The 26,031-nt window shown below is 67.3% G+C and carries 23 protein-coding genes; 9 read left to right on the forward strand and 14 right to left on the reverse strand.

Translation table 11 applies throughout. The features are described 5' to 3' along the window. Nucleotides 1–23 precede the first annotated feature (23 nt). From MEBOL_RS08245 to MEBOL_RS08260, 4 genes are all read right to left on the reverse strand, one after another. Entirely contained in the window at nt 24–635 is a 612-nt protein-coding gene (locus MEBOL_RS08245) for a glutathione S-transferase family protein (RefSeq protein ID WP_095976898.1), read from the reverse strand. A 212-nt stretch (nt 636–847) separates the two neighbouring features. Continuing rightward, nucleotides 848–1,513, reverse strand: a complete 666-nt coding sequence (locus tag MEBOL_RS08250) for a LysM peptidoglycan-binding domain-containing protein (protein ID WP_095976899.1) — start codon at nt 1,511–1,513, stop codon at nt 848–850. Between the two features lie 153 nt (nt 1,514–1,666). Beyond that, the gene (locus MEBOL_RS08255) at nt 1,667–3,766 is read right to left on the reverse strand and encodes a Kelch repeat-containing protein (protein WP_170115464.1); all 2,100 of its coding nucleotides are present in this window, start codon (nt 3,764–3,766) and stop codon (nt 1,667–1,669) included. A gap of 123 nt (nt 3,767–3,889) precedes the next feature. Continuing rightward, entirely contained in the window at nt 3,890–4,819 is a 930-nt protein-coding gene (locus MEBOL_RS08260) for a LysR family transcriptional regulator (protein WP_245919552.1), read from the reverse strand. Between the two features lie 76 nt (nt 4,820–4,895). Here MEBOL_RS08260 and MEBOL_RS08265 point away from each other — a divergent pair, with 76 nt between their 5' ends. After that, the gene (locus MEBOL_RS08265; protein WP_095976901.1) at nt 4,896–5,756 is read left to right on the forward strand and encodes an SDR family oxidoreductase; all 861 of its coding nucleotides are present in this window, start codon (nt 4,896–4,898) and stop codon (nt 5,754–5,756) included. Between the two features lie 36 nt (nt 5,757–5,792). Here the strand turns inward: MEBOL_RS08265 and MEBOL_RS08270 are convergent, their stop codons facing one another. Both MEBOL_RS08270 and MEBOL_RS08275 read right to left on the reverse strand, forming a co-directional pair. Then, a complete protein-coding gene (locus tag MEBOL_RS08270) occupies nt 5,793–6,377 on the reverse strand; it encodes a superoxide dismutase (RefSeq protein WP_095976902.1) in 585 nt (194 codons plus the stop codon). Between the two features lie 104 nt (nt 6,378–6,481). Beyond that, entirely contained in the window at nt 6,482–8,608 is a 2,127-nt protein-coding gene (locus MEBOL_RS08275; RefSeq protein WP_095982654.1) for a thioredoxin domain-containing protein, read from the reverse strand. A gap of 126 nt (nt 8,609–8,734) precedes the next feature. Between MEBOL_RS08275 and MEBOL_RS08280 the strand changes: the two genes are divergently transcribed. Next, nucleotides 8,735–10,027 carry an ArnT family glycosyltransferase gene (locus tag MEBOL_RS08280; protein ID WP_095976903.1) on the forward strand — a complete coding sequence of 431 codons (1,293 nt, stop codon included), beginning with the start codon at nt 8,735–8,737 and terminating at the stop codon, nt 10,025–10,027. Here MEBOL_RS08280 and MEBOL_RS08285 read toward each other — a convergent pair whose 3' ends face one another. Then, nucleotides 10,028–10,498, reverse strand: a complete 471-nt coding sequence (locus MEBOL_RS08285; protein ID WP_095976904.1) for an AAA family ATPase — start codon at nt 10,496–10,498, stop codon at nt 10,028–10,030. A 113-nt stretch (nt 10,499–10,611) separates the two neighbouring features. Between MEBOL_RS08285 and MEBOL_RS08290 the strand changes: the two genes are divergently transcribed. The 4 genes from MEBOL_RS08290 (at nt 10,612) to MEBOL_RS08305 (ending at nt 16,338) form a co-directional block, all read left to right on the forward strand. Next, nucleotides 10,612–11,439, forward strand: coding sequence for a polyphosphate kinase 2 family protein (locus tag MEBOL_RS08290; RefSeq protein ID WP_095976905.1), 828 nt, complete (start codon nt 10,612–10,614; stop codon nt 11,437–11,439). 74 nt (nt 11,440–11,513) lie between these two features. Next, nucleotides 11,514–13,436, forward strand: coding sequence for an AAA domain-containing protein (locus tag MEBOL_RS08295; RefSeq protein WP_095976906.1), 1,923 nt, complete (start codon nt 11,514–11,516; stop codon nt 13,434–13,436). Between the two features lie 89 nt (nt 13,437–13,525). Further along, nucleotides 13,526–14,860: a peptidoglycan recognition protein family protein gene (locus MEBOL_RS08300; RefSeq protein WP_170115465.1), complete on the forward strand. Its 1,335-nt coding sequence runs from the start codon at nt 13,526–13,528 to the stop codon at nt 14,858–14,860. Beyond that, nucleotides 14,857–16,338: a hypothetical protein gene (locus MEBOL_RS08305; RefSeq protein ID WP_157774816.1), complete on the forward strand. Its 1,482-nt coding sequence runs from the start codon at nt 14,857–14,859 to the stop codon at nt 16,336–16,338. Before MEBOL_RS08300 ends, MEBOL_RS08305 begins: the two co-directional genes overlap by 4 nt. Before the next feature lie 22 nt (nt 16,339–16,360). Here the strand turns inward: MEBOL_RS08305 and MEBOL_RS08310 are convergent, their stop codons facing one another. The 6 genes from MEBOL_RS08310 to MEBOL_RS08335 all read right to left on the reverse strand — a co-directional run bounded on the left by MEBOL_RS08310 (nt 16,361) and on the right by MEBOL_RS08335 (nt 21,877). Beyond that, complete coding sequence (locus MEBOL_RS08310) at nt 16,361–17,110, reverse strand: hypothetical protein (protein WP_218920886.1); 750 nt, start codon at nt 17,108–17,110, stop codon at nt 16,361–16,363. A 107-nt stretch (nt 17,111–17,217) separates the two neighbouring features. Further along, complete coding sequence (locus MEBOL_RS08315; protein ID WP_095976910.1) at nt 17,218–18,363, reverse strand: SDR family oxidoreductase; 1,146 nt, start codon at nt 18,361–18,363, stop codon at nt 17,218–17,220. Between the two features lie 36 nt (nt 18,364–18,399). Then, entirely contained in the window at nt 18,400–19,683 is a 1,284-nt protein-coding gene (locus tag MEBOL_RS08320) for an NTP/NDP exchange transporter (RefSeq protein WP_095976911.1), read from the reverse strand. 120 nt (nt 19,684–19,803) lie between these two features. Beyond that, nucleotides 19,804–20,130, reverse strand: a complete 327-nt coding sequence (locus MEBOL_RS08325; RefSeq protein WP_095976912.1) for a 2Fe-2S iron-sulfur cluster-binding protein — start codon at nt 20,128–20,130, stop codon at nt 19,804–19,806. Between the two features lie 40 nt (nt 20,131–20,170). After that, nucleotides 20,171–21,415 (reverse strand): NAD(P)/FAD-dependent oxidoreductase, encoded by a 1,245-nt coding sequence (locus MEBOL_RS08330; RefSeq protein WP_095976913.1) that lies wholly within the window; start codon nt 21,413–21,415, stop codon nt 20,171–20,173. Nucleotides 21,416–21,439: 24 nt separating this feature from the next. After that, nucleotides 21,440–21,877 carry a MarR family winged helix-turn-helix transcriptional regulator gene (locus MEBOL_RS08335; protein ID WP_095976914.1) on the reverse strand — a complete coding sequence of 146 codons (438 nt, stop codon included), beginning with the start codon at nt 21,875–21,877 and terminating at the stop codon, nt 21,440–21,442. 367 nt (nt 21,878–22,244) lie between these two features. On the opposite strand from MEBOL_RS08335, the gene MEBOL_RS08345 reads away from it, so the two are divergent. Beyond that, nucleotides 22,245–23,585, forward strand: coding sequence for a hypothetical protein (locus MEBOL_RS08345; RefSeq protein WP_095976916.1), 1,341 nt, complete (start codon nt 22,245–22,247; stop codon nt 23,583–23,585). 12 nt (nt 23,586–23,597) lie between these two features. Here MEBOL_RS08345 and MEBOL_RS08350 read toward each other — a convergent pair whose 3' ends face one another. Further along, on the reverse strand, nt 23,598–24,584 hold the full coding sequence (locus MEBOL_RS08350; RefSeq protein ID WP_095976917.1) for a bile acid:sodium symporter family protein: 987 nt from the start codon (nt 24,582–24,584) through the stop codon (nt 23,598–23,600). Nucleotides 24,585–24,798: 214 nt separating this feature from the next. On the opposite strand from MEBOL_RS08350, the gene madL reads away from it, so the two are divergent. Both madL and madM read left to right on the forward strand, forming a co-directional pair. Beyond that, nucleotides 24,799–25,200, forward strand: coding sequence for a malonate transporter subunit MadL (gene madL / locus MEBOL_RS08355; RefSeq protein ID WP_095976918.1), 402 nt, complete (start codon nt 24,799–24,801; stop codon nt 25,198–25,200). Nucleotides 25,201–25,212: 12 nt separating this feature from the next. Then, the gene (madM, locus tag MEBOL_RS08360; protein ID WP_095976919.1) at nt 25,213–25,974 is read left to right on the forward strand and encodes a malonate transporter subunit MadM; all 762 of its coding nucleotides are present in this window, start codon (nt 25,213–25,215) and stop codon (nt 25,972–25,974) included. Nucleotides 25,975–26,031: the final 57 nt, after the last annotated feature.

A 26,031-nucleotide genomic window follows, 5' to 3' on the forward strand; every position in this document is an offset into this window, starting at 1 on the left:
CGACGTGGCATCCGTAGGGGCGCTCAGCCCCTCGTGGCCTTCGATGCGCGCTGATGTGCGGGCCGTGCCGCCAACCGCTCCTGATAGGCGGCGAGCGGGTCCGGGAGCGTCTTGCCCAGGGCGCCGCGCCAGAGGCCCAGGGTGGTGCTCACGGCGATGTCGGCGAGCGAGAACCGGGCGCCCGCGAGATACGGCCCGTCGCCGAGTTGTTGGACCACGTATTGGATGGCCTCCTCGGTGCGTTTCTCCTGCACGCGCACCGACCAATTGCGCTTGTCCGTCTCGGGCGCCGCGAAGTGCGCGGCCATGAGGGTGTTGAGTCCCGCGCCCAGCGTGGCCTCGCTGAACACCGTCAGATGCAGCACGCGCGCGAGGAGCGGGGCGTCCTCGTCCGGCAGCAGCGGCGTGGGGCCGTACGTCCGTGCCAAGTAGAGCATGATGGCGATGGACTCGGCGAGCGCCACGCCGCCTTCGTCCTCGAGGAAAGGCACCGTGCCCAGGGAATGGCGTGCGCGATAGGCCTCGCTCGTCGGGAAGGACACCTTCTCGACCTCGTAGGGCAGCCCCATCTCCTCGCATTGCCAGGCCACTCGCATTCCGCGTGCGCCCCGCTCGAAGTTGTAGATCTTGATCACGCGTGTCTCCTTCGCGGGGCTCATCATCGTACAATCGATGGCAGTGCACGCGGACGCGCATGGGCTCCGGCCAACCAGCGTCCCACCATCTGCCGCCCATTGTGCGGCAGGAGCCGGTGGTCAACGACTTGTCGGGCCCTTGGCGTCCCCTCCGTCGCCGCGCGCGCATACTCCGCGCCAAGTCCTTGGCCACCTGGGGCAGGCTCAGTTGGCTACATCGTCGGCATGAAGATCTTCAGGCCGGTGCGGCCACCGGCGCCGAGCGTGTTGCGCTCGATGAAGTCGCTCACGGACGAGCGGCCGTCGCCGGTGGTGATGGCGGTGTGGCCGTAGATGCTGCCCGCGCGCGACGAGGTCTTCTCCCAGGTGAGGACGAGACCCGGAATCTTCAGCGCCTCGGCGAGCGACATGTTGACCTGCTTGAACTTGTCACGCGGCAGGTTGTTGTCGATCTGGTTGCCGTTGCCCCAGACCTTGAAGCCGAAGGCGTTCTGGATGGCCCTGCTCACGCCGGTGGCGCACAGGCCCTGGCTGTTGTACCCGCCCATGCCCATCGCGGCCGCGCGGCCGGCGTTCGCGAGCTTGCGCATCGCGGCGGTCGCCTGGCCCGGGCTCCCGGCGCCACGGCTCTCATTGACCTGCCCGCTGCCCTTCGCGCCGCCGCTGCGTCCCGCGCCACCGGACCCCTTCGTGCCGCCGCCCTTGGCGGGCTCGAAGCTGTCGCTCCGGCCGTGACCCGGGATGCGCAGGGTCTTGCCCGCGTAGATGAGGTTCGGGTTGGCGATCTTGTTGATGCGCGCCAGCTCCGAGACGCTGGTCTTGAAACGACCTGCGAGAGCCGAGAGGGTGTCGCCCTGGCGAATGCGGTAGTTGGACATGGCAATCTCCTGGAACGATTGTCGCGGCGTCCGTCGCGGAGTTGCGTCCGGACGTCCCAGATTCTTGGAATTCGCCCAAGCCCACGGCCGCTCCCCGGAAAATCCCGAGCGAAACCGGACACATGGGCTCGCATCCGGCGGGGGCGCCTCCGCTCAGTTGGCTCGTGTCACCTTGAAGGCCACCGTACCCGAGCAGCTCTTGCTGCCGTAGCAGCCCGCGCGCACCTCGTAGTTGCCATTCGCGGGCACGGTGTAGCGCATGTACGAGGCCGTTCCGCAGGTGTCGTCGTTGGACATCAGCTCGACGCCGTTGGCGGCGAACAGGCGCAGGAACGTATCGCCTCCCGCGTAAGCACCCGGCACATTGCAGGTGCCCACCTCCAGCACGTCCCCCGTCTTCAGGGCGACGGTGCGGTTGGTGGTCGCTTGCAGCGCGCTGTTGGTGTTGGTGGCGGCGTAGTCGAACGAAGGGATCGTCTCCGCGGGGAGGACATTGAAGGCCACCGTGCCACCACAGGAGGTGTTGGCCTTGCAGCCCGCGCGCAGCTCATAGGTTCCGCTGACGGGCGCCGTGTACTGGATGAAGGCGCTGGTGCCGCACGTGTCGTCGTTGAAGGCCACCTCGGTCCCATTGACGCCATACAGGCGCAGGAAGGTGTCACCCGAGGCCGACGCCCCCGTCACGTTGCAGGTGCCCACCTGCAGGCGCTCCCCGGCATTGAGGGTGAAGAGCCGGTTCGTGGTGGCCCGCTGCGCGTTGTCGGTGTTGAAGGCGCTGTACGTGAGCGGCGTGACGCCCGGCTTGGGCGTGATCCGGAAGCTCACCGTCCCACTGCAGGTGTAGTCCGCGTAGCAGCCCGCGCGCAGCTCGAAGTCACCGCCCGTGGGAGCGATGAACTTGATGTAGGAGCCAGTCCCGCAGTAGGGCGCGTCGGCGTTGTCGTTGTAGACCAGCTGTGTGGAAGTCCCTGCCTTGAAGAGGCGCAGGAAGGTATCGCCCCAGACGGAGGCTCCTGGGAGATTGCAGGTGCCCACCTCCAGCATGTCCCCCTGGCTGAGGGTGACGGTCTGATTGAAGGTGTTCTGCTGCGCGCTGTTGGTATGGGCCGCGTTGTAGGAGAGCGGCTGGGTGGATGGCGGTGGCGTGCCCACGTCCGGGGTGTACAGGTCCATCGTCGTGTGGACCTGGTAGGTGCCGGGCAGCTGGCCCCCCGCGACGAGCACGGAGCCATCCGCCAGCGCGGTCACCGTGTGCTGATCGCGCGAGATGCCGAGCCGGCCCACGGTGCTCCACTCCTTCTCGGCGACGTCGAACCGGTCGATGTTCAACTCGTTCCTGGCGAAGCCACCCACGAGCAGGGGCTGCCCGTTGGACAGGATGAGCTTGCCTCGGGAGTGATAGCCGAGCGCGGTGGGCAGCGTCGTCCAGGTGTCCGTGGAGACGTCATACCGCTCGACCGCGTCCGCGCCCGACTCTCCACCCGCCAGCAGTACGTTCCCATTCGGCAGGACGAGCGCGGACGGCCACGGCCTGGACAGAGCGGGCGAAGCCACCGGAGACCAGGTCCCCGTGGACGGGGAGTAGATCTCGACGGAACGGCCCGGATCGACCTGCGCGCCCTCATGCCCGCCCAGGACCATGACCCGGCCGTCGTTCAACCTCACGGCGGTATGGTACATGCGGCCCGTGTTCAGACTTCCCGTCGGGGTCCAGGTATTGGACTCGGGATCGAAGAGATACGCGCCGAAGCGGTCTCCCGCGCCGCCCACCATCAGGACCCGGCCATCCGTCAGCAGCGTGGCGGTGGTGGCGTAGTTGGAGATGGGCATGCGCGCCACCTTCGTCCACGTGTTGGTGGCGGGGTCGTAGCGCTCCGCGGACCAGGCATCGGTTCGACCCCCTCCCACCACCAGCACGGAGCCGTCCAGCAGCCGCACCGACGCGTGAAAGCAGTGGGGCTCGAGCATCGGCGCGCCGGGAGACATCGTCCGCGTGGCCGGGTCATACAGCTCGGTGGTGGCCGTGACGGAGCTATAGCCCGTGCAGCCGCTGATGAAGAGCACCTTGCCATCCGGCAGCACCTCGGCCGTATGCAGAACGCGCCCCTGTTGGAGCGGTCCCACGGCCCGGATCACCTCCTGGCGCAGTTGCCCTCCCTCGTCCCTCGTGGCCTCGCCGTCCTTCGTGGCCGTTTCCGGCTCACAAGCCCCCAGGCACAGACCCAACGCGGCCATCACGTAACGCTTCAACATGTGTTCCATCCCCCTCGCGGAAGCGGGCAGGCTCCAGGCCCCTCGCCCGACTCGACGCCGCGCTTATACGAGAAGGACCAACGCTTGCCTTTCATCCCCGCGCCAACAGGTTGAGAGAAAGCGTCAGGGCCTGGGCGCCCGGGAAGAAGGACGCCGCCACTCGCGAATGAGCGCCACGAGCGCGCGAAGGCTCGCCGGGGCATGCCGATGCGCCGGGTAATAAAGACACACGCCAGGCTCCGCGGGCGTCCAGTCGCCGAGCACCTGCACGAGCCGACCCGTCCGTAGCACGTCATCGACATTCCACGCGCTCACGTACGCGAGGCCAGCGCCACCGAGCGCCGCCGCGACCACGGCGCCGTCGTCATCGAGCGTGAGCCGTCCCTTCACGTCCACGGCGAGCTCTTCCCCGCTCCGGGAGAACTCCCAGCGGTAGACCGCGCCGTTGGACATCCGGTAGCGGATGCACTCGTGGTGGACCAGGTCGGCGGGTGTCTTCGGCACGCCGCGCTCACGCAGGTAACTTCGCGAGCCGACGACGATGAAGCGCACGTCGCCGCTGCAAGGGACCGCCACCATATCGCGCGGAATGCTCCCGGCCAGCCGAACCCCGGCGTCGAATCCATCCGCGACGATGTCCACCGGTTTGTCCTCGGCCACGAGCTCGACGCGCACGTCCGGATGACGCCTCAAGTACTCGAGGAGGATCGGCATGAGGATCCGCCTCGCCACGAGCGCCGAGGTGTTGATGCGCAAGGTGCCCGTGGGTGTCTTCTGATGCGCGTCCACGGACTCCATCGCATCCGCGAGCACGGCCAGGGCCGGTTTCACGCGCGAGAGAAAATCCTCGCCCGCGTCCGAGAGCGCGACGCTTCGCGTGGTGCGATGAAACAGCCGGACGCCCAGGCGTTTCTCGAGCGCGGCGATGGCATGGCTCAAGGCCGAGGGCGACAGCCCGAGCTCCGCGGCCGCGGCGCGGAAGTTCTTGTGCGTGGCGACGGCGACCATCGCGTTCAGTTCGGCGAGTCCGGCGCCGTGAACTCCGCTCTTCATTGATGAAACTCCTGCATCAGTTCATCCCAGAATCATCGCATTGTCTCATGAGTCCCGGGGCCTTAGCTTTCTCCTCATGAAAAGAACGGTTCTCATCACGGGTTGCTCCACGGGCTTTGGGCTCGCTTCGGCTCAACACTTCGCGGCCCAGGGCTGGAACGTCATCGCGACCATGCGCACGCCCTCCGCGGACTCGGCGCTCGCGGTGCTGCCGAACGTGCTCGTGACCCGGCTCGACGTTCAAGACCGCGCGAGCATCGACTCCGCCTTGAAAGCGGGCATCGAGCGATTTGGCGGCCTCGACGTCGTGGTCAACAACGCCGGTTTCGGACTGCACGGCCTCTTCGAGCCGACCCCTCGCGAGAAGATCCTCGAGCAGTTCGAGGTGAATGTCTTCGGGGTGATGGATGTGATTCGGGCCGCCCTGCCCCACCTCGAGCAACGAGGCGGCGGAACGATCGTGAACGTGAGCTCGGGAGCGGGCATCTTCACGCTGCCCCTGCTCTCGCTCTATTGCGCGAGCAAATTCGCGCTCGAGGGCTTTTCAGAAGCACTCTCGTACGAACTCACCTCGCAGAACGTGCGCGTGAGGATCGTCGAGCCCGGCGGAGTCCTCGACTCGCGCTTCGTCTCGCGCAGCGCCGAGGAACAATCGCGAACCGCTGTACCGGCGCGCTACAGGGCTTTCGTTCACGCAACGGAGGGAGTCTTCGCCGGGCTCCGCGACAACCGATCCGGCGCGACCTCCGAGGATGTCGCCAGGGTCATCTACGAGGCCGCCACGGACACGAGTGACCGCTTGCGCTACGTGGCGACCGACGGAATCAAGCAGCTCGTGAAGATGCGACGCGAGACGTCCGAGGACGCCTACCTCACCTTCATGCGCGAGCACTTCCTGGCCAGGCCCCCTTCCGCCAAGGAGCCGGCGAAGGACTGAGCGTGCCCCAGCGGAACGGGGCAGGCCCGACGCGACTCAGCGGCTCTTGAAGTTCTGGGCGACGAAGTCCCAGTTCACGAGATGAGTGAGGAACGTGTCGATGTACTTGGGGCGGGCGTTGCGGAAGTCCACATAGTACGCGTGCTCCCACACGTCGATGGTCAACAGGGCCTTCTGGCCGTGCTTCATCGGCAGGTCGGCGTTGCCCGTCTTCGTCACGGAGAGCTTGCCGTTCTCGAGCACGAGCCAGGCCCAGCCCGAGCCGAACTGGGTCGCGGCGGCGTTCGCGAACTCCTCGCGGAAGCGCTCGAACGAGCCGAAGTCCCGCTTGATGGCCTCCGCGAGCTCGCCCGTGGGCTGTCCCCCTCCGTTCGGCTTCATGCAGTGCCAGTAGAACGTGTGGTTCCACACCTGGGCGGCGTTGTTGAAGACGCCTCCCTCACTGGAGAGGATGACCTCCTCGAGCGACTTGTTCGCCTCCGGCTTCCCATCCAGCAGCTTATTCAGGTTCGTCACGTACGCGGCGTGGTGCTTGCCGTGGTGGTACTCGAGCGTCTCCGCGCTGATGTGAGGGGCCAGGGCGTCCTTCGCGTAGGGGAGGTCGGGCAGGGTGAACGGCATGGGGTGCGTCCTTTCGTGGTGTGTCGTGAGTGAAGCGTGAAGCACTACTATCGAGGGCTCAGGAGCGAGCCCCTGCTCTATGGGGACACCGCTCGTTTGTCAGCTTATTGGCCAATATGCTGGCCATCCGCCAACACATTGGCGGAGAACCCGCCCTGGGCCAGTCTCCGAGAGAAGACCTCCGCGTCCGTGACGGGCGGCTCGCAGGCGAAGTGGCGGCACACGTAGGCGGCGGCGAGGCCCCCCACCGGCTCGCGGCCCAGGAAGGTCTCGCGCATGGACGCCGGCATGGGCGCCGCGGGCTCCTTCCAGGCCAAGGCGGAGGTGGGGGCGTACACGCCTCGGGCCGCCGCCAGCAGGGGCTCCACCGCGTCCCGCGTCCCCGCGAAGGTGACGCTCGGCGCCCCCTCCATGAGCGCGTCCGCCGCCAGCGCCAGGTGCCCATAGCCCATCGGGTTCTTCTGGAGCTGCTCGCGCATGCGTGACACGTAGCGCTCGGGCAGATCCAGGTGGTGCTTGTTCCCCGTGAGCGCCGCGAGCGCCACCTGCGCCTCCGTCAACGTCGACGCCCCCGAGGGCACCGCGTTGTCGAACGTCGCGTAGGTGGCCACCACCAGGTCACCCTGCGCGCGGGGGGCCGTGAGCCAGGCCTGCTTGTCCACATCCCAGAAGAGCTCTTCCGAGACCCGCACCAGGGCCTCCGCCGCCTCCAGGTACCGGGGCTCGAAGGTGGCCTGGTAGAGCGAGGTGAGCCCCGCGGCCAGGTTCCCATAATCCTCCAGGAAGCCCGGAATGCGCGCCTGCCCCTCCTGGTACGAACGCAGCAGACGCTGGCCGTCCCACAACTCCGCCAGCAGGAAGTCCGCCGCCTTCTGGGCGCGCTCCACCCAGTCCGCCCGCGCGAAGACCCGGCCCGCGAAGGCCAGGGCGCGAATCATCAGGCCGTTCCACCCGGAGAGGATCTTGTCATCCCGGCCCGGCTTCACCCGCTTCTCCCGCGCCTCGAAGAGCCGCCGCCGCGCCTCGTCCAGCAGCTCCCGCGTTTCCTCCACGGACATGGAGAAATCGGAGGCCAGTGTCTCCACGGGCACCGCCGCCTCCAGCACCGTGGTCCCATGCTCGAAGTTGCCCCGGGGCGTGAGGTGGAAGCGGCGCGACACGAGGTCCGCCGACTCGGAATCCAATACCGCCTTCACCTGCTCGGGCGTCCAGACGAAGAACCGCCCTTCCTCGCCCTCGCTGTCCGCGTCCTGGGTGGCGTAGAAGCCGCCGCGCGCGTCCGTCATCTCGCGCAGCACGTACTCCACCGTCTCCTCCACCACCTGGCGCCACAACGGCCGGGGCTCGATCTGCCAGGCCTCGGTGTACAGGTGCAGGAGCTGCGCGTTGTCGTACAGCATCTTCTCGAAGTGCGGCACCAACCACCGCTCGTCCACCGAGTAGCGGTGGAAGCCACCTCCGAGCTGATCATAGATGCCGCCCCGCGCCATCTTCTCCAGCGTCAGCATCACCGCCTGCTTCAAGGCCTCCTGCTCCGGAGCCCGCCGCCACGCCCGCAGCAGCAGCGCCACGTTCATCGGGTTGGGGAACTTGGGCGCACCGCCGAAGCCGCCATGCACTCCGTCCATCCGCCGCAGCATGGACATCCCCATGGCGACCAGGTCCTCTCCCTTCAGCGCCGCCGGGGCCGCGTCCAGGCCGTAGTGGGCCAGCTCGCCCAGGCCCTGGCGGAACTCCTCCGCCTGCTGCAGCACCTCCTCGCGCCGCGTCGTCCAGGCCTCGCTCAGCGCCTGCAACAACTTGGGAAAGCCCGGCCGCCCATAGCGGTCGTCCGGTGGGAAGTAGGTGCCGCCGAAGAAGGGCACGAGCTCCGGCGTGAGGAACACCGTCAACGGCCAGCCGCCGCCCTGCCCCATCAACTGCACCACGCCCTGGTAGATCTGATCCACGTCCGGCCGCTCCTCGCGGTCCACCTTCACGTTGATGAAGCCCTCGTTCATCAAGCGGGCGATGGCGGGATTCTCGAAGGACTCGTGCGCCATGACGTGGCACCAGTGGCAGGCCGAGTAGCCCACCGACAGGAGCAGGGGCTTGTTCTCCGCTCGGGCACGGGCGAAGGCCTCGTCGCCCCAGGGGTACCAGTCCACCGGATTCTCCGCGTGCTGCCGCAGGTAGGGGGAGGGCTCTCGGGCGAGGCGGTTGCTCGCACCGGACTGGGGGGGCTGGGCCATGACGTGCTCCGGAAGGAAGACGGCCGCGAGCGTACAGACCCCCGTGGAAAGGTGCTGGGCAAAGGCCCGCAAGTGCGCTTTGTCCAGCACGTGGCCGAGCATTCTTCCTCCCGCGCTGTCCCCCACTTGACGCTCTGTCTCGTACTGTTGGCGGTCAGCGCCTGCGTGCGGCTCGCGCTCGTGCTGGGCACGGACATCTACTTCGATGAGGCCTACTACTGGCAGTGGTCCCGCCACCTGGACTGGGGCTACTACGATCACTCCCCCTTGGTGGCCTGGCTCATCGCCGGACTGGGGATCCGGCCCACGGCGCTCCTGTGCGGCGTGGGGACCGTGGCGGCCGTGTGGGGATTCGCCCGGGACGTGTACGGCCAGCGCGAGGCGGCGTGGCGCGCGGCCGCCCTGTGGAGCGTCGTGCCCGTGGGCATCCTCGCCGGAGTCTGGACCACGCCGGATACGCCCCTGCTGCTCTTCTGGGTGCTGGCGCTGTGGGCGCTGTACCGCGAGCGGTGGGTCCTCGCCGGGCTCGCGTGCGGCCTCGCGCTCCTGTCCAAGTACCCGGGCGTGCTGCTGGCCGCGGCCTTCGTCGCCGCGTGTCTCCGGGCCCGGCGGCTGCCCGCGGGCGCCTGGCTGACGGCGCTGCTCGGCGTGCTGCTCTTCCTGCCCGTGGTGGTGTGGAACGCGCGCAATGACTGGGTGGGCTTCGCCTTCCAGCTCAAGCATGGCCTCGGAGGCCAGGGAGGCTGGTCCACCTTCGGGGAATTCCTCGCCGGACAACTCGCGCTCGGCGGGCCCCTCCTGCTGCCGCTGACGGCGGTGTACATCGTGCGCGGGCCCCGGGAGCAGTTCCTGCTGCGCGCCGCCGCCGCCGTGCCGCTGCTCCTGTTCGGCTACGCCTCGATCCGCACCCGGGGCGAGGCCAACTGGCCGGCCGCCGCGTACCTCTCCGCGTGCGTGGGGATCGCCGGAATGAACCCCCGATGGTTCCGCGCGGCGGCGCTCCTCAACGTGGCAGGGGTGCTGGCCGTGACGTCGCACCTCCTCTTTCCCGTGCTGCGCTTCGAGCGGGACGTCATCCTGTCGCGCACCCATGGATGGGAGGTGCTGTCCTCGCTCGCGCGCGAGGAGGTGGCGGTGGTGTACACCCCCAGCTACCAGCTCGCCTCCGAGGTGGCGTACTTCACCGGGCTGCCCACGGACACGGCGGGCGGAGCGCGCCGCAGTCAGTACGACCTCTGGCCGAGGCCGAAGGTGCCCGCCGGGCGGGACGCGCTGTGGTTCTCCGAGGGCCGCCCCCCGCCCGAGGAGCTGATGGAGCGCTTCACCTCGGTGGAGGGGCCGGAGGAGCGGACGTCCGACTTCCACGGTCGCCGGGTCCACACCTTCCTCGTCTGGCGGCTGAGCGGCGCGAAGCCCTGATCACCCGGGCGCGTCGTCCTCCCGCCAGTCCCTCACGACGAAACCGCTCTCCGGGGCGAGCCGCACACGGAACAAGGCATCGAAGCCCTCGGCGAACGAGGGCGCGCGCAGCTGGTGCAGCGTGATGTGGAGCACCTTGTCCTCCACCCGCGCCCGCCCCACCCGTGCCGCGTTGCGCGCCAGACAGGCCTCCAGGTCCGGCGCGAAGAAATAGCCCACCACCCGCGCGCCCCTCGCCCGGCCGATGGCGATGAGCGGCCCCCGGTCCTCCACCCGGGGCAGGGTGTTGTCCACCACCACCGACTGTCCCCGCGCGAGCGCTTCATCGATGAGCCGCTGTTGCCGGGCCTCGCGTCGGCGCGCGTTGGGCCACAGGTCCTTGCTCACGTGCACATGCGTGGCCGCGAACCGCTCCCGGTAGAAGCCGCTCTTGCCCGAGCCCTGCAAACCGATGAAGAGGACGAGTTCCATGACACGTGAGGTCCGACGGGGGCGCCAAGTGCCCTCGCCAACAGTCCCGGACGAGGAGACTGTCCCGCCCGGCGCCGCCATGGGAAACCGTCCGCTCTCACGGCAGGAGCCCGATGACCGCCATCACGATCGACAAGCAGGGCGAGAAGATCAAGCTCGAGGACCTCCCCACGGAGCCACCCAAGAAGGTGGACAAGGAAGCGGCGAAGCTGGAGTTCGACTCGCTCGGCGAGGAGCTGTTCGACCTCCAGGACTTGATGTGGGGCGCGCGCATGAACTCCGTGCTCATCATCCTCCAGGGCCGGGACACCGCGGGAAAGGACGGCACCATCAAGAACGTCGCGGGGCACCTCAATCCCCGGGGCCTGGGCGTGGTGTCCTTCGGCGTCCCGACCGAGGACGAGCGGCAACACGACTTCCTCTGGCGCATCCACCAGCACACGCCCCGCCTGGGTGAGTTCGCCATCTTCAACCGCTCGCACTACGAGGACGTCCTCGTCGCGCGGGTGAACAAGCTCGTCTCCGAATCGCTCTGGAAGGAGCGCTACGGCCACATCCGCGACTTCGAGGAACTGCTCGCCCAGCACGGCACCCTCATCCTCAAGTTCTTCCTCCACATCAGTCAGAAGGAACAGGAGGAGCGCCTGCTCGCCCGGGAGCAGGAGCCGCGCAAGGCCTGGAAGATCAGCGCCGGAGACTGGGAAGACCGCCGACACTGGGAGGACTACACCCAGGCCTACGAGGAAGTCTTCACGCGCACGTCGGCGAAGACGGCCCCGTGGATGATCGTCCCCGCGGACTCCAAGTGGTACCGCAACCTCGTCGTGGCTCGGGCGATCGTCGAGTTCCTCCGCCCCTACCGCGCCGCCTGGCAGAGCCGTCTCGACGAGGTGGGCGAGGAGAAGAAGCGGGAGCTCGCGAGGTGGCGCGCGACGAAGTAGGCCCATTCGTAGTCACCAACGGCGGAACGCAACGCCCATCGCGAGGACCTGGAGACCCATGGCATAACCCCTCCATGCCTCGCGATGTCTCCTTCTTCGATTCCCTGGGCCGTCTGCTGTCCCTCGAGCGCGAGGCGGAACGCGCCCGCATGGAAGCCCTCGCCGAGGGCCTGTCCCTGCAACAGCGCGCCGAGCAGGGCCTGACCTTCCTCGACCTGGAGAGCCTGGAAGAGGAAGTCGGCCTCGGGGGCCGGGTGCTGGTGACGCTCGCGCGCAAGGACCGCGCGCGCTTCCCCGCCCGGCTCGACAACGGCGACCAGGTGGCCGTCTATCCCCGCCGCGCCGAGGTGAAGGAGCCCGCGCGCGCCCTCGTCACCCGCGCCACGGCGATGCGCGTGCAGCTCGCCTTCGACCGCTCGCCGCCGCCCTTCATCCACGAGGGCCTGCTGCGGCTCGACCGCGTCCCCAACGACGTCACCTACGAGCGCATGCGCGCGGGCCTGTCCCGGGTGAAGGCGCTCGACAAGGGGCTGGGCCGCCGCAAGCGCGAGGTGCTGCTCGGCAACGAGCCCCCGCGCTTCGACTCGCTCCGGGAATTCACCCCCACGCGCCCGCTCAACCCCGAGCAGCGGGACGCCGTCGCCCGCGCGCTCGCCGCGGAGGACTTCTTCCTCGTCCATGGCCCGCCGGGCACGGGCAAGAGCACCGTGCTCGCCGAGGTCGCCGCCCAGGCGGTGGCCCGGGGCGAGCGCCTGCTCTGCGCCGCCGCGAGCAACGCCGCCGTGGACCACCTGTTGGACCTGTGCCTGGACAAGGGGCTGCGCGCGGTGCGCGTGGGCCACCCCGCCCGCGTCACGCCCCGGCTCCAGGAGCACACGCTGGACCTGATTGTCGAGGACCACCCGGACCGGGTGCTGTCGCGCGAGCTGTTCGACGAGGCCTTCTCGCTGTTGGGCTACGCGCGCCGCCAGCGCACCCAGGGCCGCAGCCGCGAGCGCTTCTCCAACGCGCGCGCATCCACCACCGAGGCCAAGGGCATGCTGGACGAGGCCCGGGCCCTGGAGCGCAAGGCGGTGCGCAACGTGCTGGAGCGGGCGCAGGTGGTGTGCGTGACGCTCGCGAGCCTGGACTCGGGCGTGCTCGCCCACGAGGAATTCGACCTGGCCCTGTTGGACGAGGCCGCCCAGTCCACCGAGCCGCTGGCCCTGCTCGGCTTCCTGCGCGCGCCCAAGGTGGTGCTCGCGGGAGACCCCCAGCAGTTGCCGCCCACCATCCTCTCGCCCGAGGCGGCGAAGGCGGGCCTCTCCGTGAGCCTCTTCGAGCGCCTGCTCGCGGACCATGGAGAAGGCGTCAAACGGATGCTGCGCGAGCAGTACCGGATGAACACGGCCATCATGTCCTTCCCCTCGCGGGAGATGTACGCGGGGGAGCTGCGCGCGCATCCGAGCGTGGCGGGGCGAACGCTGGCGGACGTGCTGCCACCGGAGGCCCAGGGCGACTTCCCACCGGTGCTCTACCTGGACACGGCGGGCAAGGGCTTCGAGGAGGAGCAGGAGAAGGACACCGGAAGCCTCTTCAACACGGGCGAGGCGGACCTGGTGGTGGCGCGGGTGAAGGAACTGCTGGCGGCGGGAATCGCGCCGAGGGAGCTCGCCGTCATCACGCCCTATCGGGCGCAGGCGCACGCCCTGCGCGAGCGCGTGGAGCCGCTGTCGGCGGACGTGGAGGTGGACACGGTGGACGCGTTCCAGGGACGGGAGAAGGACGCGATCCTGGTGAGCCTCGTGCGCTCCAATGGCGAGGGACAGATTGGCTTCCTCTCCGACCTGCGCCGCATGAACGTGGCGCTGACCCGGGCGCGCCGTCACCTCTTCGTGGTGGGAGACTCGGCGACCCTGAGCGGCCACCCCTTCTACGCGCGCTTCATCGAGTCCACCCAGGAAGGCCAGGGCTACCGCTCCGCCTGGGAGTGGCCCGATCCCGCCGACGCGCTCTGAGCAACCAGGAAACCGTCTGCCTCTGGAAGAACACCTGACTTGAAGCTAGGCTCGCTCCACATCGTTGCCAGTGGATGAAGAGGGGGATCATGGCCAAACCCACGATGATGACGGTAAGCTTGCGCGCCTTGTTCGCAGTAGGTGGAAATCGCCAGGCCAGATGGGGTTCAACAGAGTCCCATCCAGTGGCCAAGGCCACGGTGGGAATCGAAGGAACAGAACTCAGTACAACAACCCTCACGTATGGGAATGCGCAACTGGATGTCTCCGCACTTTCCTCCGGAGAGTACATCCTGGCATTGACTCCTGATGCGGGGAACCTACTGAGACCTACCAGTGAGCCCGTGAACGCATCCGACGGCAACACGACGGATGCGCCGGGCACGTGCCGCTATCGCCCACTCAAGATCAAGCTATCGCTGTCGAATTCGAATGGTGTCGTGAAAATAGAGGCCGCGGACACCTGCGACGAGGCCACGCACGGCGTTGCCTTCATCCAATCCTCCACCAGTCTGCTCGTCGATTGGAAGCCCGACTGGATTGCATGCAGGCATAGCGGAGTGCGCCCAGCCAAGGTCACTCCAACAGTCGTTCTACTGCACCGAACCGGAGGACCCACACCAGGCTCCGCGATTGACACGTTTCTCCCCGCCCCCACATCAAGTCACTACCTGGTCGACACCGATGGACACATCATCAAACTGGTCCATGAAGACCTGGTGGCGAACCATGCGGGAATGAGTTGGTGGAACGGCCAAAACCGCGTCGGAAACATCTCGGTGGGAATCGAGATCGTCAACTCCGATGGAGACTTCACGCAGCCTCAGTACGACGCCGTCATCCGCATCATCAAGGATCTCAAGCTCAAGTACCCCTCCATCACTCGGCATGGAGTACTGGGTCACGGCGAGGTGCGGGTGCGTAACGACAAGAACCTTGCCCAATTCATCAAGCAACCCACGAAGACCCCACTTCATGACCTGACTCTCGAGAACCGTCCGGGGTGCCCTGGGGTCTTTTTTGATTGGACCCAACTCGAGAGCGAGGAACTGTCCTCGAAGGCGGATCCCTCCCTTTTCTCGGAGAACGCAATCGGGCAGGAGTACGACGGTTACTTCAAGGACAATCCCTACGCCAAACTCACGAATCTCACGACAGACGCCAAGGTGCTGAAGAAGGACAAAACCTCCTATGGTGTCATCGCCAGTCTACAAGCGGACTTGTCGACCCTGGGCTACTCCGTCAACGCGGTGGACGGAGTGACACCCACCGGCACATACGATGCCGCGACCCAAGCGGCCGTGGACCGATTCCGCCGACGCTATGTACCAGGCTCGGTCAAAAGCAACGCGACTCTGAGTCCCATCTTCGATCGGGCTACAGCCATCGCACTCAAGCGGGTGTTATTGGATCGTCAGCGATGAACAAGCCATTCTCAGCACGACGAGCGCTCCGACTTATTTGCACGCTGTCGACCTTCTTCCTGGTCAATGCGGGACTCGTCGTGGAAGCAGCAGCGCCGTCGGCACCATCCTCGCCACCAGAGCCTTGGGTTTTCTCCAACCCGTTGCGCTCGGAGGCATTGTTCGCCGCCGGATATGCCGCGCCCTGGGTGAGTGCGGGAAGCGCATGGGTCTCCACCGATGGCAAGCAAGTGGCCTTCTTTACCCGGGAACCCTCATCGGTAGAAGGAATCTCCCGGACTCTTGTCATCAAGGACGTGGATACGGACACGGTCGTCTTCGAGAAGATGTTGTTCTCAGAGGAGGAGAGCCTCCAGAACGGAACCGCCTTGGAGCGGTTGGCCAGAAGCCGAGCCCAGGAGGTACTGACCTCGAGGCCACAGGACCACTGGGTTCCCCTTGCCCACCAGGACCTCTCCTCTCATGAAAAGGAATTCTTTTCGGATGCGTGCTTCGAAAAACAACTCCACCCGAAGCGCTCCGCGACCCTTGAGACACTGAAGGTCACCTACCAGGAACCCCGCGTCCAGGTCTGGCGTCGAGGCAAGAAGGTCCTCGACCGCCAATTCCCCTCATGGCGGGTCAACCAGACACAATGCCCGCACGCCAGCCCCTCTTGGTTGAACCGGGTTTTCAGCAGCCGCGCACACGGCATGCTCCTCCTCGAACTCGGGTTCTGTGGGACGGATCTCTGTCCCGAACCCGCGACGGTCTTCCACGCACTTCGCATCCCCGGTGACAAGCCGCGACCGGGAGGACCTTCCGGATCCCAGGCCACGGAATCACCCCGGACTCCGTCCGCCCACTACGAAACCGAAGGCGAGATCGCGCAGACGCTCTACGTGACGGGATTTCCAGCCATGGCCGTGGATGGCTCCCAAGTCGCCCTGGCCGAGGTTCTCCCCGACGGAGAGCGCGGTGCACCCAACCTCCTCATCACGATGCGTCGGCCCCAAACGAACGAGGTGATCTGGAAACACGCCCTCCTCGAAGCGGGGGAAAGCGCCTCGGTCAAGAAGGCCGCGCCGCCTCCACGGCGAGAACTCGACCAGAAAGTACGGGAGCGGATCCGTGTGACCAATGAACAGCTCCGTGCCACGCAATGGGTACCCCTCGTGGAACAAGCCGTTCAGCCGATGGTACTGGGACAGTGCCCGGTGGAGACGACCCAAACGCTGCGCTTGAGCGAACTAGAGATGACTTTCCATCAGGGGCGCATCACCCTGAAACGTGACGGCACGGACCTTCCCGTCAACATGTCCGTACCCGCTTTGGACTCCTCGGCGAATGAAACGTGCGGCACGGCACGCAGAACATTCATCGACACGGCCTACGCGGACCCCAACCAAAAAACGGTGGTTCTGCGCCTCTCCACGTGCGTTGACGACGTCTGTCCAAAGCCGATCAGTGGCTACCATATCCTCCAGTTACCGGAGTGATTGACGAGAGCCAGGTCCCAGTTCAAGGCGAAACGGATTGCGGCAAGCGCGGGCCTTGGTCCGAGGCCACCGGCAGGTAGCACTTGCCCTTGTACTCGGCCTGATCCGAGAGACACGGCGGACGACGCTCAAGGACGACCCAACATCCTCCGTTGATTTCGGCTTCGTCCCGTTCTGGAGGGCAGGGCGCCCTCGCCTGACTTTTAAAAGGCTTGTTTGGAAGCGGATAGGCGATGACCGCCGGATCTTGAACCGCCCGAGCGGCGAACTTGGGGGCGTCCTTCTCCGAGTCCACCGCCACACTCACGGGCTCGATGGCGTCCACCGCCCGGCCTCGGGACAGCCACCCCACGCACCCGCCCAGTACGAGAAGGAGGAGCCCCGTCAGGGCCAGTCCCATCAACACCGGCCACCACTTGCGCCAGCTCAGCAACCCACGGGTCAGGTGCAAACGCATCCGGACATCGTGCCCCACCGCGTCGATCGCCGCGAGCAGCAGGTTTTCCGCTTCCGTCAGCTCCGACAACCGAGCCGTGGCCGGGGACTCCTCCATCGACATCCCCAGCAAGGGCGGGAAGGCCTGGACATAGGTGCTCTTGCGCCAGTTCCTCCGAGGGTGCCAGGTGGAGCCGGGCTTGGGAATCATCACCAGGGAGGGAGCACCCGTCTCGGCGTGGACGGCCTCGTAGATGTCACCCAGCTCCGCCGCCGCGTGTTTGCACCGTCTGCCGAGGATGAACGGACCCCACCGGACGCCCCGTCCCTTCGTCATGGCCTTCATGCACCTTCCCCTGTCCGCGCACCCACGGCGCGGCAGGGTCGCTCCATACCACGTCCAAAGTCACATGGCAGCACCTGACTTCGGAGGTTTCCGGTTCCTCACCCCGCCTGCGAGGCTCCGGCCTTGCGTTGGTGCCAGAGGGCGAGCACCTCGCGCTCACGCTCCGGGCTGAGCCCTCCCCGCTTGCGCAGCGCTTCCTGGCGCTCGGGAGACAGTCCGTTGAACCACGTCAGCGTGTCGCGCGCCGTGTCCACCACCGGCCGGAACTTCAGCCCCCGCTCCACCGCCTTGGCGATGCTCACGCGGCTCAGGCCCGACTCCTCCCCCGTGGGCGGAACCCAGACGGGCAGGTCGCTCCAACCACTCACCTTCTGCTCCTCCAGGAAGGCGGCGTCGGCCCAGGTGAAGGTCGCATCGGAGCCGCTGGCCTGCTTGCACGCCGCCAGCATCTCCCCCACGGTGTATGGCTTCTCGGGGCCCACGGCGTTGAAGATGCCCACGTCCCGGTTCTCCAGGGCGAGGATCGTCCACTCGGCCAGGTCCCGCACGTCGATGAACTGCACCGGATCCCGCTCCGAGCCCGGGGCCAGCACCTCGCCGCCCCGCGCCACGCGCACGGGCCAGTAGGTGAAGCGCTGCGTCGGGTCACCCGGCCCCACGATGAGCCCCGGGCGGATGTTCGTGGCGCGTCCGGGGAAGGCCGCCTCCGCCTCCTGCTCGCAGAGCGCCTTGAGCGCGCCGTAGTTCGCCTCCCCCACCTTCTCGTCCTGGGTATCCGCCACCGTGGCCACGGCCGCGCGCTCGTCCAGGTCCGGCCGGGTCATCTCCTTGTAGACGGAGATGCTGGAGATGAAGACGTACTGGCCTACGTGCGGCGCCAGGAGGCTCGCCGAGGCGCGCACGAGGCGGGGCACATACCCGGACGTGTCGATGACGGCATCCCAGCTCCGGCCCTCGAGCGCCTTCAACCCCTCGCCCTTGAGCGGATCCCGATCCCCGCGCAGCTTCTCCACGTTCGGGAAGAGCTCGGGCCGCGTCTTGCCCCGGTTGAAGAGCGTGACGGTGTGGCCCCGTGCCTGGGCCGCCTCCACCAGTTGAGGCCCCAGGAAGGCCGTCCCGCCTAGAATCAGGATGCGTTTGCCACCACCGCCCCCGGAGACCTTCCGCGTGGAGGCGCACCCCAGGGACCAGGACGCCCCCAACGCGGCGGCACCGATCAACAACCCTCTACGAGACACCGACATGTGAACAACCCCCTCTTGGATGAAACGTGACGACGATCAGCCCACCGTGTTCGGCGCGGAGCCGAACTCCGAATCCGGGGCGGGCGCGTGCTCGCGCGAATACCGGGCGAGCCACAGGGACACCGCGAGCCACAAGCCCGCCACGGGCACGGCGGCCAGGGCCAGCCCCGTCGTACCCAGGCCCAACGTGTCGAGCCCCCGGTACATCCAGGCGCTCACCGAGTCGCTGCCGCGATACACCACCGTGTCGATGAAGCCCTTGGACTTGTACTTCGTCTCCCGGTCCACACCGGTGAAGAGGATTTCCCGTCCGGGCCGCTCGAGCGCGTAGTGCGAGGCATTGCGCAGCGCCTTGAAGGAAATGAGCACCCCCATGCCGGGCAGCACCGCCAGTCCGGCGAAGCCGAGCGCGGTGAGCAGGGGCGCCACCGCCAGGGCCGCGCCCAGACCGAAGCGTTGGATGAGGCGCCCCGTCACCCCCACCTGCAACACGAGGGTGAGCACCTGCACCCAGAAGTCGATGTTGGCGAAAGCGGCGGCGCGCGCGTTGGCCCCGGACGCCACCCGGTCCACGATGTGGACCTGCTGGTTGTAGAGGAAGGTGGAGGTGGCGGCGTAGAGGAGCATCTGCACGGCCAGGCCCCGCAACAGCGGCGAGGAGAACAGGAGCCGCACCCCATCGAGGACCCCACCGCCCACGGGGGCCTCGGAGGACAGCGGGGACACGCCCGCCGCCATCCGGCCCGACAGCCCCCGGACACACCGCGCGCTGCCCTCCAGCAGCACGGCGGTGAGCAGCATCAGGTTCGTGGCCCCCACCGGCTCCGCCAGGAGCTTGACGAGGAAGGGGCCCACCAGCATGCCTGTCGTCCCGCCCGCGGCGATGAAGCCGAACAGACGCCGGCCCTGCTCGCGCCCGAACAGGTCCGCCATGAAGGTCCAGAACACGGAGACGACGAAGAGGTTGTAGACGCTCACCCAGACGAAGAAGACGCGCGCCACCGTGTCGCGATCCACTCCCAGTCGCAGTGCGCCGAAGAAGGCCAGCAGGTGGATCAGGAAGAAGCGGTAGACGAACGGGAGGACGCGCCGCCGGGGCCAGCGGGACACCAGCGCCGAGAAGGCGGGCACCGCCACCAGCATCGTCAGGAAGGCCGCGGTGAAGAGCCAGGGCACGTCCCGCACGCCCTTCGCCGTCGCCATCTCGTCCCGCAGGGGTTTGAGGATGGCGTAACCGCACATCAGCGTGAAGAAATAGAGGAAGGAGAGCAGGACCGGGCCCTTCTCCTCCTTCTTCACGTTCACGAATTTCTCGAGCATGGCCGCCGCACCGCCCCCTGGGCGGGCAACCAACCCCGGAGCGGCGGCACTATTCCCGAGCAGGAGCGAGGGCGCCAGCCTCGCCTCCGGTGGCGCACCGCATCAGGTCGCGGCGGCGTTTCACTCGCCGGTCTGGGAGATGGGAAGGCGGACGACCATCCCATCCAGCGCGGGGGTCACCGTGATCTGACAGGACAATCTGCTGTTGGGCTGGACGTGGAACGCACAGTCGATCATGTCCTTCTCGTTCGGCTCGGGCGGAGGCACCTTCGCGCCCCAGGCCTCGTCGACATAGACGTGGCAGGTGGCGCAATTGGCGAACCCACCGCACTCCGCGACGATGCCGGGCACCAGGTTGTCCATGGCCGCCTGCATCACGGACTGCCCGTCCTTGGCCTCCACGACATGCTCGGCCCCACTCGCCTCGATGAACTTGATCTTGGACATCGTCTTCTCCTGATGGATGTGTGTTCTCGTTCCGCTGGCGTCAGGCCGCGACCTTCGCGAGCGGAATCCCCTCATCCGCGAGGCGCTCGGGCTCCACCGGTGTCCGGCCCGTCACCAGGCGCTTGGCCGCCATGAAATCCGCGGGCCGGCCGATGACGTCCGCCGCGAGGATGCGCGAGCCCTTGAGATAGAAGGCCGAGAAGGCCTTGCTCGAGGGATCTCCGCGCGTGATGCAGCGCTCGTAACCGGAGGACAGCCCGACCATCTGCAACTTCAAATCATACTGCTCCGACCAGAACCACGGGGTGGCGGTGGACGGCTCGCGCTGGCCCAGGATGGTGGAGGCGGCGACCCGCGCGTGCTCGATGGCGTTGGGCACCGATTCCAAGCGGATGCGCCCCCCGGTATAGGCGCTGGGCTGGTTCGCGCAGTCGCCGATGGCGAGGATGGAGGGGTCGGCGGTGCAGGCGAACTCGTCCACGACGATGCCATTGTCGACCGCGAGCCCCGCCGCGGAGGCGAGCCCCGTATTGGGCACGAGGCCAATGCCCACCAGGACGAGATCCGCGTCGATCCGCTCCTGGACGCCCTGGCAGGAGATGTCCACGCCGACGGCCTGGCGCTGGGACGCATCGAGCGAGAACCCACGCACCTCGGCGGACAACCGGAACTGGACGCCATGCGAGCGGTGAACGCCCTCGATGAAGGCGGACACCTCCGGGCCCGTCACCCGGGCGAGCAGCCGGGGCGCGGCCTCGAGCAGCGTCACGTTCAGGCCGAGCTGCGCGGCGACGGCGGCGATCTCCAGTCCCACGTAGCCTCCGCCGATGATGACGAGGCGGCGTCCCGGGACGAAGGCGCCGCGCAATGACTCCACGTCGGCGATGGAGCGCAGGCTGAACACGTTCTCCAGCCGGCCCACGTCGATGCCCGGCAATGACAGCCGGCGCGCATGGCCTCCCGTGGCGAGCGCGAGCTTGTCATAAGGCAGACGGCTTCCATCCGAGAGCACGGCGTGCTTCGAGGCCCGATCGATGGACTCGACCCGCGTGCGCAGCCGGAGCGTGATGTCGAAGCGGCCATACGTCTCGTGGGGTTTGAGGTACAGGCCCTCCTGGGGAATCTTTCCCATCAGGAACCCCTTGGACAAAGGCGGACGCTGATAGGGAGGATGGTCCTCGTCTCCCACGAGGGTGATGCTTCCGGAGAAGCCCCGCTGCCGCAGCCCCGTGGCCAGCTCTCCACCCGCCTGTCCAGCGCCCACGATGACGACATTCTCACGCATGTTCGTTCTTCCTGGATGTGATGTTCAGGACTGCTGAGCCTTTTCCCGAATCTCCGCCAAGGTCTTCAGGAAACCCTGGAGCTTCTGGGGAGGGACGTCCCGGAGCAGCTCGAGCATGAGGCCGTCGATGAGCGCCTTGGCCTCGGCGTGCAATCTCCTCCCCTGGGGAGTCAACACGAGCGTCTTCTTGCGCCGATCCTCCGAGGAGACGCTCCGGGTGACGAGTCCCAGCGCCTCGAAGTGATCGGTCTGCCGCATCAGCACGGACTTGTCCTTGTCCCTCATGTCCGCCAGCTCGGACTGGGTCAATCGACCCTCGTGGCGGGAGAGGAGGTCCAGCAGCGCGAATTGATCCGGCGTGATGTCGATCCCCGCGGCGGCCAATCGAGCGCGCGTGCGTTTGGAGAGCGCCGTCATGGCGCCCATGAGCAACGGACCGATGGAGGAGAATTCGTTGTCCATATCGATGATCGACCCTATCGATAGTCGACTGGGTCAACTAATAAACCGGCACGACGCACGCTGTCAATCCGCCCCCGGGTCAGCGGTCCCCCGACGCAGGCGCGTCAGCTCGACAGCCAGGTTGAAATCCAGGGTGTTCGAGTCCAGGAACAAACCGTCACCCTGGAAATCCAGGACTGTGAGGCCAATCGCCAATAGTCCAACAGCCATTGAGAGAAAGTCTGCAAAGGCCGCAAACAAGGCAAGACACGCAGGGAACTTTAACAAATGTCAAGGAGAGGACTCCTCACTCCGCGTGGAAAAGTATATGCTCTTCGCACGTCGTCCCGCCCCCCCCAAGGCAACGGACGCACGAGGATCTCCACACATGCGCATCCCCCCCGCCCCCTGGGGCATCTCTCTCGCCGCCGCGCTCCTGCTGACGAGTGGCTCGTCGCACGCGACCTCGAAGTCCTCCCAGTCGCCCGCGCCAGTGACGGACGCCACGCTGTCGTATCTGCAAGACCAGCCCAAGGAATGCCACTGGATCCGGCACACGCCCTCCGCGAAGCCGAAAGTGGTCACGAAAGTTCCCACGGCGTGCAGCGAGGTGCAGCTCGCCTGGAGTCCAGATGGCACCCAGGCCCTGATCCACTTCAAGACGATCGGGGATGACGGCGAATACACGCATCACCTGCGGCAGGTGAACCTCGCCACCAACAGCCACAAGAACCTGCCCGTCCCCACGCAGGGAGACCTGGTACGGCATGGCTTTGACTCCCAGGGACGCCCCATCGCGCTCCTCGAGAACCCCGTCGACCTCTATCCAGACGAAGAAGAAGCCCACGAAAAGAAAGGCTACGAGCCCTACCTCAAGGTGGTCACCAAAGGCAGTGGCGAGGGCGCGAGGCAGGTCATCCCGTTCGAGGGAGAGAGCTACCCCGCGTCGGACGTGGGCATCGCGGGGTTGGCGCACGCCGTGCGTCTGGAAGATGGACAGTGGACGCTCATCGAGACGCGGAGCACCTACTACGGCGTCGACGCCGCCCCAGGTGTCCACGCACTCGATGCCCTGGCCCACCTGGGTCCGACTCCCGAGGCCATGGTGGACGAGGCGAACGCGTCCTTCACGGCCGTGCCCGACGACGCCGACGTGCTCAAGAAACTGCCCCTGCGGACCGCGCCCCAGAAACCTCTCTGGCAGCAACACGAAATGCCCAATGGCTCGCTGTACGTGAACCAGGTCAACGAGAAAGGCTTCACCTACCTCGCGGCGCCTGTGTACCACCAGGGCCCCAAGGGACCGGTCGAGATCCACTTGAGGGGCATCGACAAAGACAGCGCCCTCACAATCTTCACGAGAGGAGACATCGCGCTCGTGGTGGGCGATGATGGCAAGGGGTCCTCCCTGGTCCTGTGGAATCTGAAGAGCGGGCAGCTCAACCGCCCGCTGTCCGGCATGGAGCAGATCTCCTTCTGGCCCAAGCCCGCGCCCATCCCGGAAAAGACTCCGGATGCCGAGCCCCAAGACGTCCCCGCTCCGCTCCAGGTGGCGACACTAGAGAGCCAGCCGCAAGACGTCCCCGCCCCCACCGCTGCGGCTCCGGATGCCCAGCCTCAAACCATCTCCGCTCCGATGGCCGTGGCGCCGAGCACCCAGCCCCGAGCCAACTCCGCCCAGGTCGTGGCGCCTCCGCGAGCCTATCCCCAGGAGAACCTCCGCCCTTGAGCCGGGCGGACGCTAACCGTCCGCTCGCCGCTCCTGCCCGCGCCGCGCGTAGTGGCGCGCGAGCACGGCGCAGACCATGAGCTGCAACTGGTGGAACAGCATCAGCGGCAGCACGATGGCGCCCACGGCGGCTCCGGGGAAGAGCACGCTCGCCATGGGCACCCCACTGGCCAGGCTCTTCTTCGAGCCGCAGAAGACGATGGTGATCTCATCCTCGCAAGAGAAGCCGAGTCCCCGGCTGACCGCCGTCGTCACGACCAGCACCGCCGCGAGCAGGGCGCCACTGAGCGCCCCGAGCAGCAGCACGTCCTTCCAGCCGAGCCGCGCCCAGAGCCCGTTCACCACGGCCTCGCTGAACGCCGTGTAGACCACGAGCAGGATGGAGCCACGGTCGACGAGGCCCAGGAGCGGGCGATGGCGCTCGACCCAGGCCCCGATCCACCGGCGCAGCAGGTGGCCCGCCAGGAAGGGCACGAACAGCTCCACGAAGATGACGCCCACGGCCTCCAGGGAGACGCCTCCGCCGCCGCGCCGTAGGAGGAGCCCCGCGAGCAGCGGCGTCAACAACACCCCGAGCAGGTTCGACGCGGAGGCACTGCACACCGCCGCCGCCACGTTGCCTCCCGCCATGGAGGTGAACGCGATGGAGGACTGCACGGTGGAGGGCAGCAGGCACAGGAAGAACAGGCCCAGGAGCAGGTTGGGATCCAACCAACCGGCCAACGCCCAGCGCAGCACCAACCCGAGCAGGGGAAAGAGCACGAAGGTGGAGGCCAGCACCAACAGGTGCAACCGCCAGTGCCCTGCTCCTTCCAGGATGGCGTGACGCGACAGCCGCGCGCCGTGCAGGAAGAACAGGAGCGCGATGGCCCCATGCGTCACGGCATCGAGCGGCGCCACGGCCGCGCCCCGGACGGGCAGCAACGAGGCGAGCACCACGGCCGCCAACAGCGCCAGGGTGAAGAGGTCGGGGCGGAGCCGGGACAGGAGGGTCGTCATGAACGGTTCACGCGGGAGGGCAGAAGGAGAAGGGCCGACGCGATGCGTTGTCACACGGTACTGGGACTGAATGTACGCCCACTCGGCATTTTTGTCCCGCTTGTGTATGTTGGATGAGGCTTTCAGGCCGCCTCAGTATACAAGTTGGAGGAATCCGGATGAAACCGTGTCATTCCGCGAAGGACCGCCCGGGCGCGTACGAGGGGGAGAGGTCATGACCATCTACGGGGTGGCGCTGCTGGCGTTGTGCACGCTCGTGGGGGTGGTGCTGGGGGAATTGCTCGGCGAGGCCCTGGGCGTGAAGGCCAACGTGGGCGGGGTCGGCATCGCCATGGTGTTGCTGATCCTCGCGCGGCTCGCGCTGGTGCGCCGGGAGGGCCTGAGTCCGGGCATCAAGTCCGGCGTCGAGTTCTGGGCCCACCTCTACATCCCCATCGTGGTGGCCATGGCGGCGCAGCAGAACGTGGTGGCGGCGGTGCGCGGAGGGCCCGTGGTGATTGTCGCGGGAGTCGGAGCGACCGTGGTCTGCGCCTGCGGCACGGCGCTGCTCAGCCGGCTCGGCCGCCCCTCCAGCCCCACGCCTCGCGAATCCATCGCGACGGACTCCCACCCCTAGCCCGAGGGCGTCATGCACGAGATTCAATCCATCCTGAGCAAGCACGGGCTGGTGACGGCCTTCGCCCTGGTGGGCGCCATCATGTGGGTGTCCAACCAGCTCTCGCGCCACCTCACCCGGGGCCGGATCCACGGCTCGGCGATCGCCATCCTCCTGGGGCTGGGGCTCGCGTACGTGGGCGGGGTAATGACAGGGGGCGACAAGGGGCTCGCGGACGTGTCCGTCTTCACGGGCGTGGGACTGATGGGCGGCGCGATGCTGCGCGACTTCGCCATCGTGGCCACCGCCTTCGAGGTGAACGTGGTGGAGGCGCGCAGGGCGGGCCTGGTGGGCCTCCTCGCGCTGGGCATGGGTACCGTGCTGCCCTTCATCGTGGGCGCGCTGGTGGCCTGGTCCTTCGGCTACTCGGACGCGGTGAGCATGACCACGCTCGGAGCGGGCGCCATCACCTACATCGTGGGCCCGGTGACCGGGGCGGCCCTGGGCGCGAACTCGGACGTCATCGCGTTGAGCATCGCCACGGGAGTGCTCAAGGCCGTGCTGGTAATGGTGGGCACGCCCTTCGCGGCGAAGTCCATCGGGCTCGACAACCCGCGCTCCGCCATGGTCTTCGGCGGCTTCATGGGCACGGTGAGCGGAGTGACGGGCGGCCTGGCGGCCACGGATCCCAAGCTCGTGCCCTACGGGGCACTGACGGCCACCTTCCACACGGGCCTGGGCTGCCTCGTGGCGCCCTCGCTCCTCTACTTCACGGTCCGCGCCCTGGTGGGATGAACGCACGTCGAGGCCGCGCGAACAGGCCGGCCTCGACGGGTTGACGCGGGGGGCGTG

The sequence above is a fragment of the Melittangium boletus DSM 14713 genome, from assembly GCF_002305855.1.
GTDB lineage: Bacteria > Myxococcota > Myxococcia > Myxococcales > Myxococcaceae > Cystobacter > Cystobacter boletus.